This window comes from Flavobacterium sp. NRK1 (genome assembly GCF_024054175.1).
Lineage (GTDB): Bacteria > Bacteroidota > Bacteroidia > Flavobacteriales > Flavobacteriaceae > Flavobacterium.
In genome coordinates, this window is record NZ_JAMXLA010000001.1 from 601636 (window position 1) to 617240 (window position 15605).

Consider the following 15605-nt stretch of genomic DNA (forward strand, 5'->3'; position numbering starts at 1 on the left):
TATCACCATTGTCAGTAGGAATAGTAGTACCAGACCCAATACTGCCCGCTTTAGTCTCCTGTTCCATTGCACTATCGTCTGTTGAACAAGATACAAGAGATGAACTAATAAAAGTTGCTAGAACAAGTGTAAGAATAATTTTTTTCATGAGTAAGTAAGGTTTATTAGATGAACTGATTTCTTTTTAAATAATCTCCCGTTTTATCGTTTGATTCTGTAGCAAATCTATATTCAAAAAACCAATTACCATCATGATTTACAGAGGGTTTAGTAGAATACCCTTATACATGAGTAACTCACCCTTTTTGCAGGGTGAATGAATAATAATAAAAACTTAAAGTGTTTTGATTTTCATTTTAAAAGCTTAAATTGATTTAATAGGATGCCAATCCAATGCCTTATAAAAGTCACAGAACAATTTAATAATGAAAAAAAAATAGAATCAGGTATACTAATTATAAGTATTCAGGAGCAATTTTTTTGATAAGTGTATCAACATTGTCCTTAAATGTTTTTGAGAAAGAAATAGAAAGATCACTATTGTTTAAATAGCATAGTGATTTACCTGTGTTTATTCTTGACACAAAGTTGCTGTTAACAATATAACTGTTGTGAATTCTGAAAAAATAAAAAGGCAGATTATTTTCGTAATGCTTAAGAGTCTTATATGCAGTAAGCCTTCTTCCGTTTTGTAAAAAAAAATCGGTAGTATTATTATCAGCCTTAAGATATACTATATCATTAAGCGATATAAACTGATAATCGCCGTAAGACCTTATACAAATTGTATTACTTGCAACTGTTGGATTTGTTTTTTGGAATTTAAGGAGACTCTTCCTTAAATCAAACGGATTAAGAGGTGTGAGGAGATAATCAAACACTCCAGCCTGAATAGCTTCAAAAGCAAATTTAGGCAAGGCTGTCAATGCAATAAAATAAGGAATCCTGTCTATAAACCTATAGAGCTCTGAAATAAGGCTAAGTGATAAATTGCTTTTTTTATTCTTAGGGTTAATTTCAAGAAAAACTATTTGGGGCTGAAGCTCTAAGATTTTATTAATTGCATCTTCTCTGTTTTCAGCAGCACCGACGCAATAGTATTCAGGGAAAGCCTCAAATTTACTTAAGGTTTCCTGAATATTATCTTTGTTATCATCTACTATTAAGTAAGAATACTGCACAAAATGTTAGAGAAAATTTTGCGCAATATAAATATATTTGATTTGTTAATTTTACGGTTTTCCCGTAAAATTTGTTAATTTTGTTTTCAACTATAGTAGTTTATGCAAGAGGACTTAAATATTTTAATCGTCGATGATCATCCAATGACGGTTAATGGTTATATAAATGTTTTATCGGATGAAGAATTTGAAGGTCACAATCTAATCTTCACAAAAGCACTTGATTGTGAGCAGGCATACAACCTGATTACTGCTTCACAATCAGGGGGTACAAAGTTTGATGTAGCTTACCTGGACCTAAGCTTACCTCCTTACGCCGAAAAAAACATCTTTTCAGGGCTTGATCTTGGTGTGCTTATAAGACAAACAATGCCTGATTGCATTATAATCATTCTTACGATGCATAGCGAGGCTACGCTGGTAGACAGACTTATAAAAGAAATTAACCCTCAGGGTATTTTATGCAAAAGCGATATTGATATAGATGAATTCTTAAATGCTTTTAAAATAGTTTTTTCCGGAGACACTTACCTTAGCAACAAAATAGTAAAATCGCTTAAAGACAAAGTATTTGATAATTACAAACTCGATAATTACGATAAGCAAATACTTATGCGGCTGTCTGAAGGAATACTTACCAAAAACATCCCTAATTACGTGCCATTATCACTTAGCGCCATAGAAAAAAGAAAGGCTCAAATGAAAAACATGCTGTTACAGGGTAAAGGCGGTGATGATCATGAACTTATTGAGGCTATAAAAAAAATGGGAATACTTTAAGGCTTGTACACTTTACCGGAGCTGTGATCTCTTTTTGCTCCCGTCACACTAGCCAGTACATTATTTTCTTCTCTTAATTTCAAAACACCCAATAAAGCAAATATTAAGGCTTCTTTAAACTGAATTGTTTTATCATCAGGTATTGTTATAAGTATATTGGGCAATAGTTGATGTATTCGCTCAATCAGAAAGTTATTATAAGCACCTCCTCCGGTTATAAGCAGTTCACCTTTTCCTAAACGTTTTACTATTAAGGAAATTTGTATCGCTATATGTTCTGTAAAGGCAGCAAGCTTATCCTGAAAAGAAATATTATATTTTTCCATTAAAGGCAATACCGTTTCCCTAACAAATTCAAAACCTAATGATTTAGGATAGTCCTGCCTGTAAAACTCAAGGTTATTCAATTCCATGAGCAACTCTTCATTTATTACGCCTGAAGCAGCTATGGCCCCGCCGGAATCGTAATCAAGACCAAGTTTATTAGCATAATAATTAAGAACCGTATTTACAGGACAAATATCAAATGCTATGCGGGTTCCATTTTTTTCAAATGAAATATTAGAAAAACCTCCAAGGTTAAGACAATAAGTATATTCCGGAAAAAGAAGTCTGTCTCCAATAGGAACAAGAGGGGCTCCCTGCCCTCCCAGTTCTACATCCTGTACTCTAAAATCGCATACTACTTTTTGTTTTGTAATAGCTGCAATTTCGGAAAGATTACCAATCTGCAAAGTAACACCATCCTGAGGGCGATGTAAAACAGTATGACCATGAGAACAAACAGCATCTAAATTTTCAATTGCATGCCTTTCAATAAATGATTTTATAATATCTCCCAATAATTGAGTATAATCTTTATTTAACAAGATCAATTGCTCCCTATTAAAAATAATCGCTTTTTTTAAGCGTTCAACCCAAATAGAATCGTAAGAAATTGTTTCCGTTTCAGCAATCAGAAAACTCCACTTACCATCATCAACAGTGAAAAAAATATGCGCCAGATCTACGCCATCAAGCGATGTTCCTGACATTACTCCTATAACGTTATAGTTTTTCCTCATAACGAGGCTAAAATTAAGCATTCATATTGACAAATTCACAATTATTAGCTACATTTGGGCGCAATAAAACAAAAAATATAATTTAAGTCTTATGGATTTTAAACTTACTGAAGAGCATCTGATGATTCAAAAGGCAGCCCGCGATTTTGCCCAGGCTGAACTGCTTCCTGGTGTTATAGAAAGAGACGAGAAACAAATTTTTCCTACTGAGCAAATAAAAAAAATGGGGGAACTTGGGTTTCTTGGCATGATGGTAGACCCTAAATATGGCGGAAGTGGTCTTGACACAATTTCCTACGTGCTGGCTATGGAAGAAATCTCAAAAATTGATGCTTCTGCTTCAGTAGTTATGTCAGTAAATAATTCATTAGTTTGCTGGGGCCTTCAGACTTTTGGCAGCGAAGAGCAGAAGCAAAAATACCTTACACGTCTTGCAACCGGTGAAATTATAGGTGCTTTTTGCCTATCGGAACCAGAGGCAGGCAGTGATGCTACTTCTCAAAAAACAACAGCTATAGATAGAGGTGACCATTATCTTTTAAACGGTACTAAAAACTGGATCACTAATGGCGGTACTGCAGATGTATATCTTGTAATTGCACAAACTGATACAGATAAAAAACATAAAGGCATAAATGCTCTTATAGTTGAAAAAGGAATGCCAGGATTTGAAATTGGCCCTAAAGAACAAAAATTAGGCATCCGTGGATCTGACACTCACTCATTAATGTTTACTGATGTTAAAGTTCCTAAAGAAAACAGAATTGGAGAGGATGGCTTTGGTTTTAAATTTGCAATGAAAACCCTTGCAGGCGGAAGAATTGGCATAGCCTCTCAGGCATTAGGTATAGCATCGGGAGCTTATGAGCTTGCACTTAAATATTCAAAAGAAAGAAAAGCATTCGGTACAGAAATTTGCAACCACCAGGCAATTGCGTTTAAACTGGCAGATATGGCTGTTAGTATTGAAGCTGCCCGTCATTTATGCCTTAAAGCTGCCTGGGACAAAGATCAGCATAACAATTATGACTTAAGTGGTGCTATGGCAAAACTTTATGCATCGCAGGTAGCAATGGATACAACCATAGAAGCAGTACAAATTCATGGTGGCAATGGATATGTAAAAGAGTATCATGTAGAACGATTAATGCGTGATGCAAAAATTACTCAGATTTACGAAGGAACTTCTGAAATACAGAAAATCGTAATTTCAAGATCTATACTATCTCAATAATATAAATACCCGCGAAAGCGGGTTTTTTATTGCCTTAAATATTGCTTTAATAGTTTTCCAACATCCTCAATAATCTCGTTTTTCAGCTTATCAAGATGCAAATAATGAATATTGCCCTGTGCCCTGAAATTACTATATTTATTCATTAGTGACAGCCCTAAAACTATAGGGATATTTTCCTGATAGAGCTTTATAAAGTCCAACAGTTCTAATTCGTCATAAATAAAGAAAATAATCATATTATATTCTTTATCAGCCAATTCAAAACTCAAACCATTAAATAAAGAAAAAACTGCATTCTCAGAAAAACCCGACCGGAGCAATTCATAGTATGCCTGCTGGTTGTCATAAACTAAAATTTTCATATCTACACTGCGGTATTTATTATGTATAATAATCAAATACAATTAAAATATAACTATTAAAAAATAGATATATAATTATTTTTTACTTACCTGTTGGCGGTTAAAAAAAGCATTACATCGAGTTTTTGTCCAATACTTATTACCAGCTGGACAACTTTTCTATTTTTATACAAAATAGTTCAATATATGACTTTTCACCTTTCTCTTTTTTTAAAGGAAGGAAGCAAAAAACAAAAACCGGTGTAAGGTGTGGCAGATGTTTGTTTTTCAATAATATATAAGTCAAATATATAACTAAGTTTGGGAAGAAAAACATTTAAATAATTACTAAAAATATTTTTAAACTCTACAGCATCCAACACTAAAAACAAAACTATTATGAACATTATTGGTCAACGAATCAAAAAACTACGAGAAGAAAAAGGAATTACACAGGAAACAATGGCTCATCAGCTTGATGTAACCCAAAGTAATTACGGGAGACTTGAAAAAGATGACAGAAGGCTTAATGTTGTAAAACTTCTTAAGATAGTTCGAATATTAAACGTAAATATCTCTTATTTATTTAACGAAGTAATGAATGAGATACATGAAGATGAAAATTTACCTTTCAATAATGCGAATAAAGAAGTGTATGATATTCTTGTAGAGAGCCTTAGAGCAGAAATACAGCATTTAAAAGATGAAATTAATTTCCTAAGGGTAATGGTAAGAAGCTAAACCATTAATTTATACTTTAAATACTGTTGTACCGTTTTAATAAGATAACAAATTCTACTACTTTTATCTGATGGTACAAAAGCCTAAAGCCGTAAAATATAAAGTTATTGCCGGATATGTGCTGCTATTTGCAATGGCAGCATTATCGGTATGGCTGGTTTACGATAAAATTTCAAAAATAGATTTGTTAGGGCAAAGCGGTAATGAAAACAAAAAAATCATCCGTATTAGCAACACTATTACAAATCTTTACACCTCAGAGGCTATAGGCCGTAAAGCCATATTAACCTTATCTGAAAATGATTTTAAAAAATACAGTAATCTTATAGACAGTATTTCATTTGAAATTGATGGAATAAAAAACACTGTTGAAGAAAATCAATTACATAAATTTGATTCGATCCAACTATTATTAAATCGTAAGAGAGCAAGCATTACCAGCCTTATTACCTATAGAAAAAGATATGGGTCATTCAATGCATATAAAGAAGGTATTGGAGAGGTTAGCAACACCAAAGATTCTATAGCCAATACCATAAAACCAGTAACACTTTCCAAAAATCATTCCTGGCAAAAAGCTGTAGATGCCATTATAACTCCAAAACTAAAAGATTCATTACGCCGCCAGATGGTATCTATAGATACTTTTGCGATGGCATATGAAAACACCCTTAAAAACATACTTGAAAAAGACTCAAGGGTTAAGTATACCTTATTTTACAAAGAGCAGAAACTACTCGAAGAAAACCGTATAATATCTGAGAAGTTAAGAACTATACTATCATCTTTAGAAAATGAATTTGCTCAAAAATCATATACTGAGATCAAGGATTCAGAATTAGGAATAAAAAAAACAATGGAAAAAATAGCCTGGATTGGTGCTATTGCTTTGTTAATTCTGATAATTTTTGCATGGATTATTATTCGCGACTTAACCATTAATCAAAATTACAGGAAGCAGCTGGAAGCGCTGAATCTGGAAAACGAAGAACTTCTTAGAACTAAATCTATGTTAATGGCAACCGTAACACATGATTTGCAGACTCCCCTTGGAAGTATCATAGGATTTCAGGAGCTTCTAAAAGATTCCGGTGTTACTACCAAACAAAAACAGTATTTAAATAACATAAACGAATCTGCCAGTTATATACTAAAACTTGTAAATGACCTGCTAGACTTTTCAAGATTAGAGAATAATAGAATTTCCATCGAAAAAACAGGATTCAATATAAAAACTCTTATAGAGAACACCTGTATATCTTTAGAACCAATGGCTCTGAAAAAAGGCATTGAGCTTAACTGGGATGTTAGTGAAGAATTAGATGCTAACTTCATATCAGACCCATATCGCATTAAACAGGTGCTTACCAATCTAATTAGTAATGCCATTAAATTTACGCCTGAAGGATCAGTAGAAATTGCCGGGAAAATTGAAGATAACAATATTCATATTTCAGTAATAGACACTGGAATAGGTATTTCTAAAGAAAAACACAGTGATGTCTTTAAAGAATTTACTCAGGCGCATGAAGGTATCGAGAAAAAATTTGGAGGTACTGGCCTTGGGCTAACCATTTCAAAAAAAATACTGGAACTTTTGGGAGGAACTATTGTACTGGAAAGTGAAGAAGGACAAGGCTCTATTTTTACTATTATAATTCCGTGTATTGTATCCTCAAATAATTTTACCAATACTGAAGTTTTAGTTTCACATAATAGGACCGAACAATATCCATCATTAAAAAATAAAAAAATTTTAGTAATTGATGATGATATGATGCAGCTTACTTTAATGAAGGAATTATTCATTAACTATCCTGTTATTGTTACAACTGAAGTCAATGCATCAATGGCTATTTCCTTACTTGAAAATCAAACTTTTGATCTCGTGCTTACAGATATCCAAATGCCTTCACTGGATGGTTTTGAATTGATAAAACGTATTAGAAGCCATCAAAATGAGGACATAGCGAAAATTCCTGTTATAGCTTTGTCCGGCAAAAGAGATCTTAATGATAAGGATTTTACCGACAATGGTTTTAATGGACACCATCATAAACCTTTAGAATTAAGAAAACTAATAAATTTAATTACAGAAACCCTTGAAGGGAGAAGAATAACACATCCAAATACTGAAATTAAGAATAGCCATATAGATTTAACTCCTCAGGAATTATATAATCTGAAGAATCTTTCACAGTTCACAAACAATGACCCTGAATCATTAAAAACTATATTAAAAACATTTATTGAGAGTGCCGTTGAAAATTCCGAAGCACTAAAAAATTCGGTAAAAATCAAAAGCAGGGAAAAGCTTGCCGAAACTGCTCATAAAATGATTCCTATGCTGAAACTTATGGAAGTGAATTCGATAGTTGAAATGTTAATACCTCTTGAAGAAGGCAATTATAATATGGACTGGACAGAGCTGGAAAACTATATAATTGATCTATGCAAGAAAACCGAAGAACTTAATAATGCTTTTAAAGATAAACTGGCTTAAAGATCAATATTATAAAGCTTTAATTTATTGTATAAAGTCTTTCTGTCTATATTGAGTAAAATTGCTGCTTTAGATTTATTAAAATTAGCTTTTTCGAGAGCTTCACGTATAGCCTGTTCTTCATTATCTTTTGAATATCCTGAAAGCGAGCCCACAGAAGCCTCCTGCATTTCGTGAGGCAATACTTCAATATTGATTAGATTAGATTTTGCCAGTAAAACAGAACGTTTAATAATATTTTTCATTTCCCTTAAATTACCGGGCCAGTCATAATTCTTAAAAAGATCTGTTACATCCCCATCAAAACCTTCCACATCTTTTTCAAGATCATCGTTAGCCTGTGCTAAAAAATGATTTGCAAATATCATTATATCCTGTTTCCTGTCAGCAAGCCTTGGAGCCTTCACAGAAAATTCATTAAGCCTGTGATAAAGATCTTCTCTAAAATCTCCTCTTTTTACAGCTTCATTAAGGTCTTCATTAGTAGCAGCAATTACTCTTATATCCACTTTAATTTCATGATTACTGCCTACAGGTTTAATTTTTCTTTCCTGCAAAGCCCTTAGAAGCTGAACCTGTACCTCATAAGATAAATTACCTACTTCATCTAAAAATAACGTACCTCCGTTAGCCGCTTCAAAATGTCCGGTTTTATCATTAACAGCTCCTGTAAAAGATCCTTTAATATGTCCAAAAAATTCACTCGAAGCCAATTCCTTTGGTATAGCGCCACAATCAACAGCGATAAAAGGCTTATCAGCTCTTTTACTTAATAAGTGTATAGACTGGGCGATATATTCTTTACCTGTGCCACTATCACCAATGATAAGCACAGACATGTTTGTTGGGGCTACAAGGCCTATATGTTCGTGTAGTCTCTGAGAGTCACTACTAATACCTTTAACAAAAGAAAGAGGTGATTGTGTTGGTTTTTTAACCTGTGTTTTAATTTCAGGCTTTTCTTTTGATGATTTTTTATTAAGAGCCAATCCTATGGTATGCAATATCTCATCCGGATTTATAGGCTTTCCTACATAATCAAAAGCACCATCTTTAATGGAATTCACAGCTGTTTTAATATCAGTATATCCCGTCATTAAAATTACCTGTGTATCAAATGATGTTTCTTTAACCAGTTTAAGTATTTTAAGGCCATCACTATCAGGAAGCCTTATGTCAGTTAAAACAACATCAAAAGCTTGTTTTTTTATTTCCTCTTCGCCCTCCTGACCTGTAAAAGCATTCGTAACATTAAAACCTTTCTTTTGCAGGAAAGTTTTTAGCATTACACAAAAAGCCGTATCATCGTCAATTACCAGTATTTTAGAACTCATCGGATATAAAAATATTTACAAATGTAATAGTTTTGAGAGTTATAATGTGTTAAGAAAAACAAAAGGAGACGCTCCCGTCTCCTTCTATTCGAAGAATAAATTCTTCAATCACCTTACTATATATTTTAACTCAATTAGTTACTTCTTTAATAAATTCTCCATTACTCTTAAAAACAGCATTTACAAATTTATTTTGTTTTTTAAGCATCAGCTTATATTCTCCTTCGCCAGAAGAATATGCTTTATTTAATGCAAAACCAGTATATTTAAAACTAGCCTGTCTAAGTACATCAATTGGAACCTGAGTATTTTCTATTTTTTTATACTGTTTTTCCTGATAAAATATAGAAAACATATTTTTAGTATTAGTATTTGCGTCAGTAGCCATTTGTGCATTAGCACATATACCAAACAACAAAAATATACCTATACCTATCTTCTTCATAACCATTTAACTACTTAGATATAATTTACAGTGAAATAATCATACCATTATCTATAAGCAATTAAATTACAGTATAAAACACTGTATTACAGTGAATTAAATTATTTGTACAGAAAATATATTTTATAAAAATATGTAGAAGTCCACAAGTAAGTGTGGAATTTCCACAACATTAAGATTTTTAGGAAGAAATGATATAAAACAAAAAACCCTTCATCGTAATGATGAAGGGTTTTCAAAAGAAAGGCGATGACATACTCTCCCACAAATTGCAGTACCATCAAAACAAAAAACCCTTCATCGTAATGATGAAGGGTTTTCAAAAGAAAGGCGATGACATACTCTCCCACAAATTGCAGTACCATCTGCGCAGGCGGGCTTAACTACTCTGTTCGGGATGGGAAGAGGTGAGCCCCGCCGCAATAACCACCTTAAGAGGTTTATTGGTTTCGGGTTATGGGTTTAGGGACAAGCCCTGAACTCCAAATTTAGAACTCCAAACGCTGCTTTGCAGCAATATCTTAACATACTGAGATAAATAATAAGTATTTTTTGATTTAGAAAGTTCTCTCCCGCCCCAAAGGGCGGGAAAAGAGGCGTACATAAGCTTACAGGTTATTAGTACTACTCGACTATGACATTACTGCCTTTACATCTATAGCCTATCAACGTGGTCATCTTCCACGACCTTTAAAAGAAATCTCATCTTGTGGTGGGTTTCGCGCTTATATGCTTTCAGCGCTTATCCCTTCCAAACGTAGCTACTCTGCGGTGCTCCTGGCGGAACAACAGATACACCAGAGGTTTGTCCGACTCGGTCCTCTCGTACTAGAATCAGATCCACTCAAATTTCTAACGCCCACAGTAGATAGAGACCGAACTGTCTCACGACGTTCTGAACCCAGCTCGCGTGCCACTTTAATGGGCGAACAGCCCAACCCTTGGGACCTTCTCCAGCCCCAGGATGTGACGAGCCGACATCGAGGTGCCAAACCCCCCCGTCGATATGAGCTCTTGGGGGAGATCAGCCTGTTATCCCCGGCGTACCTTTTATCCTTTGAGCGATGGCCCTTCCATGCGGAACCACCGGATCACTATGCTCTACTTTCGTACCTGATCGACCTGTATGTCTCTCAGTCAAGCTCCCTTATGCCATTGCACTCTACGCACGGTTACCAAGCGTGCTGAGGGAACCTTTAGAAGCCTCCGTTACTCTTTTGGAGGCGACCACCCCAGTCAAACTACCCACCAAGCAATGTCCCCCGGATACCGGGGTTAGGCCTCAGATAAGCAAAGGGTGGTATTTCAACAATGACTCCACAACGCCTGGCGACGCCGCTTCATAGTCTCCCACCTATCCTACACATCACTTATCCAAGGTCAATACTAAGCTATAGTAAAGGTGCACAGGGTCTTTTCGTCCCACTGCGGGTAATCGGCATCTTCACCGATACTACAATTTCACCGAGCTCATGGCTGAGACAGTGTCCAGATCGTTACACCATTCGTGCAGGTCGGAACTTACCCGACAAGGAATTTCGCTACCTTAGGACCGTTATAGTTACGGCCGCCGTTTACTGGGGCTTCAATTCAATGCTTCTCCGAAGATAACATCTCCTCTTAACCTTCCAGCACCGGGCAGGTGTCAGGCCCTATACTTCATCTTACGATTTTGCAGAGCCCTGTGTTTTTGATAAACAGTCGCCTGGACCTTTTCACTGCGGCCAGCATTGCTGCTGGCGACCTTTCTCCCGAAGTTACAGGTCTATTTTGCCTAATTCCTTAGCCATGAATCTCTCGAGCACCTTAGGATTCTCTCCTCGACTACCTGTGTCGGTTTACGGTACGGGTTCTTATAATCTAAGTTTAGAGGTTTTTCTTGGAAGCCCTTAGGCACACTATCACTTTGTCCGAAGACTCCGTGTACTATCGTATTTCACCAAAACCTACGGATTTGCCTATAGGTTCTATAGCTAGGTACTTTAACGAACTATTCCGTCAGTTCGCGGTGCTTTCATCACTCCGTCGCCCCATCACAATTATAAGAAGTACGGGAATATTAACCCGTTGGCCATCGACTGTCCCTTTCGGGTTCGCCTTAGGTCCCGACTAACCCTCAGCTGATTAGCATAGCTGAGGAAACCTTAGTCTTTCGGTGTGCGGGTTTCTCGCCCGCATTATCGTTACTTATGCCTACATTTTCTTTTCTAAGCGGTCCAGCAATACTCACATATCACCTTCAACCCCCTTAGAATGCTCCCCTACCACTTAACTTACGTTAAATCCATAGCTTCGGTAGTATGCTTATGCCCGATTATTATCCATGCTCGTCCGCTCGACTAGTGAGCTGTTACGCACTCTTTAAATGAATGGCTGCTTCCAAGCCAACATCCTAGCTGTCTGGGCAGACAAACCTCGTTTTTTCAACTTAGCATACATTTGGGGACCTTAGCTGATGGTCTGGGTTCTTTCCCTCTCGGACATGGACCTTAGCACCCATGCCCTCACTGCTGGTAATCATTATATAGCATTCGGAGTTTGTCAGGAATTGGTAGGCGGTGAAGCCCCCGCATCCAATCAGTAGCTCTACCTCTATATAACTATAGCCAGCGCTGCACCTAAATGCATTTCGGGGAGTACGAGCTATTTCCGAGTTTGATTGGCCTTTCACCCCTACCCACAGGTCATCCGAAGACTTTTCAACGTCAACCGGTTCGGACCTCCACTATGTGTTACCACAGCTTCATCCTGCCCATGGGTAGATCACACGGTTTCGCGTCTACCATTACTGACTAAAGCGCCCTATTCAGACTCGCTTTCGCTACGGATCCACAACTTAATTGCTTATCCTTGCCAGCAACGGTAACTCGTAGGCTCATTATGCAAAAGGCACGCCGTCACCCAACGAATGGGCTCCGACCGCTTGTAGGCGTATGGTTTCAGGATCTATTTCACTCCGTTATTCACGGTTCTTTTCACCTTTCCCTCACGGTACTGGTTCACTATCGGTCTCTCAGGAGTATTTAGCCTTAGCGGATGGTCCCGCCAGATTCAGACAGGGTTTCACGTGCCCCGCCCTACTCAGGATACCACTATCTATTACATCCCTTACCAATACGGGACTATCACCCTGTATCGTGCAACTTTCCAGATGCTTCTTGTTCGGTTTGCATAGAATATCGTGGTCCTACAACCCCAAAATTGCCGTAACAACTCTGGTTTGGGCTGTTCCGCTTTCGCTCGCCACTACTTACGGAATCACTTTTGTTTTCTTCTCCTCCGCCTACTTAGATGTTTCAGTTCAGCGGGTTTGCCCCCTATCGGGTACTATGTCTTCAACATAGTGGGTTGCCCCATTCGGATATCTACGGATCAATTCGTGTGTGCCAATCCCCGTAGCTTTTCGCAGCTTATCACGTCCTTCTTCGCCTCTGAGAGCCACAGGCATCCCCCATACGCCCTTATTTTACTTATTGTACTTACGCGTCTTGTATATCGCTATACAAAACATACATGCTTTCTATATTTTTCTACTTTTTGAATTTATCTCAATATGTCAATGAACTTTCTAAATGCAACAATGTATCAATTTAACAATGTACCAATAATTGCTACATTAAATAACTGATCAACTGTTACATTAATCTGTGGAGAATATCGGAGTCGAACCGATGACCTCCTGCGTGCAAGGCAGGCGCTCTAGCCAGCTGAGCTAATCCCCCGTTTTTTTAGTTATCAGTTAACAGTTTTTAGTTAACTTTCCTATACGGCTTGTCACTAAATAGTGCAACTCAACTTCTAAAATTTCCTCTTTGTAAAGCGCTGTAAGCTTATAGTAGTCCCGGGCAGACTCGAACTGCCGACCCCTACATTATCAGTGTAGTACTCTAACCAGCTGAGCTACGAGACTATTTTATTTTCAGCTCTCTTTACTTTAAATTTTTGAACTAACAGCGAGAGTAAGTTATCTTCTTCTCATAATATGACCCAACGATCGTGTCTCTAGAAAGGAGGTGTTCCAGCCGCACCTTCCGGTACGGCTACCTTGTTACGACTTAGCCCCAGTTACCAGTTTTACCCTAGGCAGCTCCTTGCGGTCACCGACTTCAGGTACCCCCAGCTTCCATGGCTTGACGGGCGGTGTGTACAAGGCCCGGGAACGTATTCACCGGATCATGGCTGATATCCGATTACTAGCGATTCCAGCTTCATGGAGTCGGGTTGCAGACTCCAATCCGAACTGTGACCGGTTTTATAGATTCGCTCCTGGTCACCCAGTGGCTGCTCTCTGTACCGGCCATTGTAGCACGTGTGTAGCCCAGGACGTAAGGGCCGTGATGATTTGACGTCATCCCCACCTTCCTCACGGTTTGCACCGGCAGTCTTGTTAGAGTTCCCGACTTGACTCGCTGGCAACTAACAACAGGGGTTGCGCTCGTTATAGGACTTAACCTGACACCTCACGGCACGAGCTGACGACAACCATGCAGCACCTTGTAATGAGTCCGAAGAAGGGCCTGTTTCCAAGCCTGTCCCACTACATTTAAGCCCTGGTAAGGTTCCTCGCGTATCATCGAATTAAACCACATGCTCCACCGCTTGTGCGGGCCCCCGTCAATTCCTTTGAGTTTCAAACTTGCGTTCGTACTCCCCAGGTGGGATACTTATCACTTTCGCTTAGCCACTCAGCATTGCTGCCAAACAGCTAGTATCCATCGTTTACGGCGTGGACTACCAGGGTATCTAATCCTGTTCGCTACCCACGCTTTCGTCCATCAGCGTCAATCGATTGTTAGTAACCTGCCTTCGCAATTGGTATTCCATGTAATCTCTAAGCATTTCACCGCTACACTACATATTCTAGTTACTTCACAATAATTCAAGCTCTACAGTATCAATGGCAGTTCGACAGTTGAGCTGCCGGATTTCACCACTGACTTATAAAGCCGCCTACGGACCCTTTAAACCCAATGATTCCGGATAACGCTTGGATCCTCCGTATTACCGCGGCTGCTGGCACGGAGTTAGCCGATCCTTATTCCTACGGTACCGTCAATCTGGCTCACGAGCCAGGGTTTCTTCCCGTATAAAAGCAGTTTACAATCCATAGGACCGTCATCCTGCACGCGGCATGGCTGGATCAGGCTTGCGCCCATTGTCCAATATTCCTCACTGCTGCCTCCCGTAGGAGTCTGGTCCGTGTCTCAGTACCAGTGTGGGGGATCTCCCTCTCAGGACCCCTACCCATCATTGCCTTGGTATGCCGTTACCATACCAACTAGCTAATGGGACGCATGCTCATCTTGTACCGATAAATCTTTAATATTAATGTGATGCCACATCAGTATACTATAAGGTATTAATCCAAATTTCTCTGGGCTATCCCTTTGTACAAGGCAGATTGCATACGCGTTACGCACCCGTGCGCCGGTCTCAAAGTCCGAAGACTTCTACCCCTCGACTTGCATGTGTTAAGCCTGCCGCTAGCGTTCATCCTGAGCCAGGATCAAACTCTTCATCGTATATTTTAATATTTTTACGATCTTTTTTGCTAGGTCATTTTTTTATGATAAGCGAGTTTCTTACTCTCTCTTATGCTGTCAATCCAATATGTCTATGAACGTGTCTTCTTTGTTTTTCGCTTCTCCCGTTTCTGCCCTTAGGCGTTTGTTTCTTAAAGCGGGTGCAAAAGTACAACTTCTTTTTAAACCTGCAAGCTTTTTCAAAAAAAAATTTTCTTTTTTCCAAGCTGCCCCTTCAAAATTTCAAGTCTTAAATCTTTCCCAATTCCTCGCGGTTTGGGAGGGCAAAGATAAATTCTTTTTCCTTTATAATCCAAGTCTTTTTGAAACTTTTTTTTCGGCCATTTCCAACTCCTTTATATGAGTGAAAACTGCAGTACATTGTATCTAAGAACTTCGCTGTGATTGCGGGTGCAAAAGTAGCAAACTTTTTATTACCTCCAAATCTTTTTTCAAC

10 protein-coding genes, 2 tRNA genes and 3 rRNA genes are annotated in these 15605 nt (G+C 37.9%); 4 read left to right on the forward strand and 11 right to left on the reverse strand.

Annotated features, from left to right (window positions below):
• Positions 1 to 455 precede the first annotated feature (455 nt).
• A complete protein-coding gene (locus tag NHE85_RS16790) occupies positions 456 to 1181 on the reverse strand; it encodes a LytTR family DNA-binding domain-containing protein (RefSeq protein WP_252809520.1) in 726 nt (241 codons plus the stop codon).
• 102 nt (positions 1182 to 1283) lie between these two features.
• Here NHE85_RS16790 and NHE85_RS02965 point away from each other — a divergent pair, with 102 nt between their 5' ends.
• Positions 1284 to 1961: a response regulator transcription factor gene (locus NHE85_RS02965; RefSeq protein ID WP_252809521.1), complete on the forward strand. Its 678-nt coding sequence runs from the start codon at positions 1284 to 1286 to the stop codon at positions 1959 to 1961.
• On the opposite strand, the gene NHE85_RS02970 is transcribed toward NHE85_RS02965, so the two are convergent.
• Positions 1958 to 3025, reverse strand: coding sequence for an anhydro-N-acetylmuramic acid kinase (locus NHE85_RS02970; protein ID WP_252809523.1), 1068 nt, complete (start codon positions 3023 to 3025; stop codon positions 1958 to 1960). The genes NHE85_RS02965 and NHE85_RS02970 overlap by 4 nt on opposite strands.
• A 91-nt stretch (positions 3026 to 3116) precedes the next feature.
• Between NHE85_RS02970 and NHE85_RS02975 the strand changes: the two genes are divergently transcribed.
• Positions 3117 to 4259 carry an acyl-CoA dehydrogenase gene (locus tag NHE85_RS02975; protein WP_252809525.1) on the forward strand — a complete coding sequence of 381 codons (1143 nt, stop codon included), beginning with the start codon at positions 3117 to 3119 and terminating at the stop codon, positions 4257 to 4259.
• A 26-nt stretch (positions 4260 to 4285) separates the two neighbouring features.
• Here the strand turns inward: NHE85_RS02975 and NHE85_RS02980 are convergent, their stop codons facing one another.
• Positions 4286 to 4624 carry a hypothetical protein gene (locus tag NHE85_RS02980; RefSeq protein WP_252809527.1) on the reverse strand — a complete coding sequence of 113 codons (339 nt, stop codon included), beginning with the start codon at positions 4622 to 4624 and terminating at the stop codon, positions 4286 to 4288.
• Positions 4625 to 5002: 378 nt separating this feature from the next.
• Here NHE85_RS02980 and NHE85_RS02985 point away from each other — a divergent pair, with 378 nt between their 5' ends.
• Positions 5003 to 5344, forward strand: a complete 342-nt coding sequence (locus tag NHE85_RS02985) for a helix-turn-helix domain-containing protein (protein WP_252809529.1) — start codon at positions 5003 to 5005, stop codon at positions 5342 to 5344.
• A gap of 70 nt (positions 5345 to 5414) precedes the next feature.
• Entirely contained in the window at positions 5415 to 7847 is a 2433-nt protein-coding gene (locus NHE85_RS02990) for an ATP-binding protein (protein WP_252809531.1), read from the forward strand.
• Here the strand turns inward: NHE85_RS02990 and NHE85_RS02995 are convergent.
• From NHE85_RS02995 to NHE85_RS03030, 8 genes are all read right to left on the reverse strand, one after another.
• Complete coding sequence (locus NHE85_RS02995; protein WP_252809533.1) at positions 7844 to 9181, reverse strand: sigma-54 dependent transcriptional regulator; 1338 nt, start codon at positions 9179 to 9181, stop codon at positions 7844 to 7846. The genes NHE85_RS02990 and NHE85_RS02995 overlap by 4 nt on opposite strands.
• A gap of 130 nt (positions 9182 to 9311) precedes the next feature.
• A complete protein-coding gene (locus tag NHE85_RS03000; protein ID WP_252809535.1) occupies positions 9312 to 9626 on the reverse strand; it encodes a hypothetical protein in 315 nt (104 codons plus the stop codon).
• A gap of 325 nt (positions 9627 to 9951) precedes the next feature.
• Positions 9952 to 10060, reverse strand: a 5S ribosomal RNA gene (rrf, locus tag NHE85_RS03005).
• Between the two features lie 164 nt (positions 10061 to 10224).
• A 23S ribosomal RNA gene (locus tag NHE85_RS03010) occupies positions 10225 to 13103 on the reverse strand.
• Positions 13104 to 13274: 171 nt separating this feature from the next.
• Positions 13275 to 13348: transfer RNA gene (locus tag NHE85_RS03015), tRNA-Ala, on the reverse strand.
• Between the two features lie 114 nt (positions 13349 to 13462).
• Positions 13463 to 13536 (reverse strand) — tRNA-Ile (locus NHE85_RS03020).
• Between the two features lie 96 nt (positions 13537 to 13632).
• Positions 13633 to 15148, reverse strand: a 16S ribosomal RNA gene (locus NHE85_RS03025).
• Together the 16S, 23S and 5S rRNA genes with 2 tRNA genes alongside form the textbook arrangement of a ribosomal RNA operon.
• Positions 15149 to 15398: 250 nt before the next feature.
• The coding region (locus tag NHE85_RS03030; RefSeq protein WP_252809537.1) for a hypothetical protein at positions 15399 to 15605 on the reverse strand (207 nt) is incomplete at its 5' end.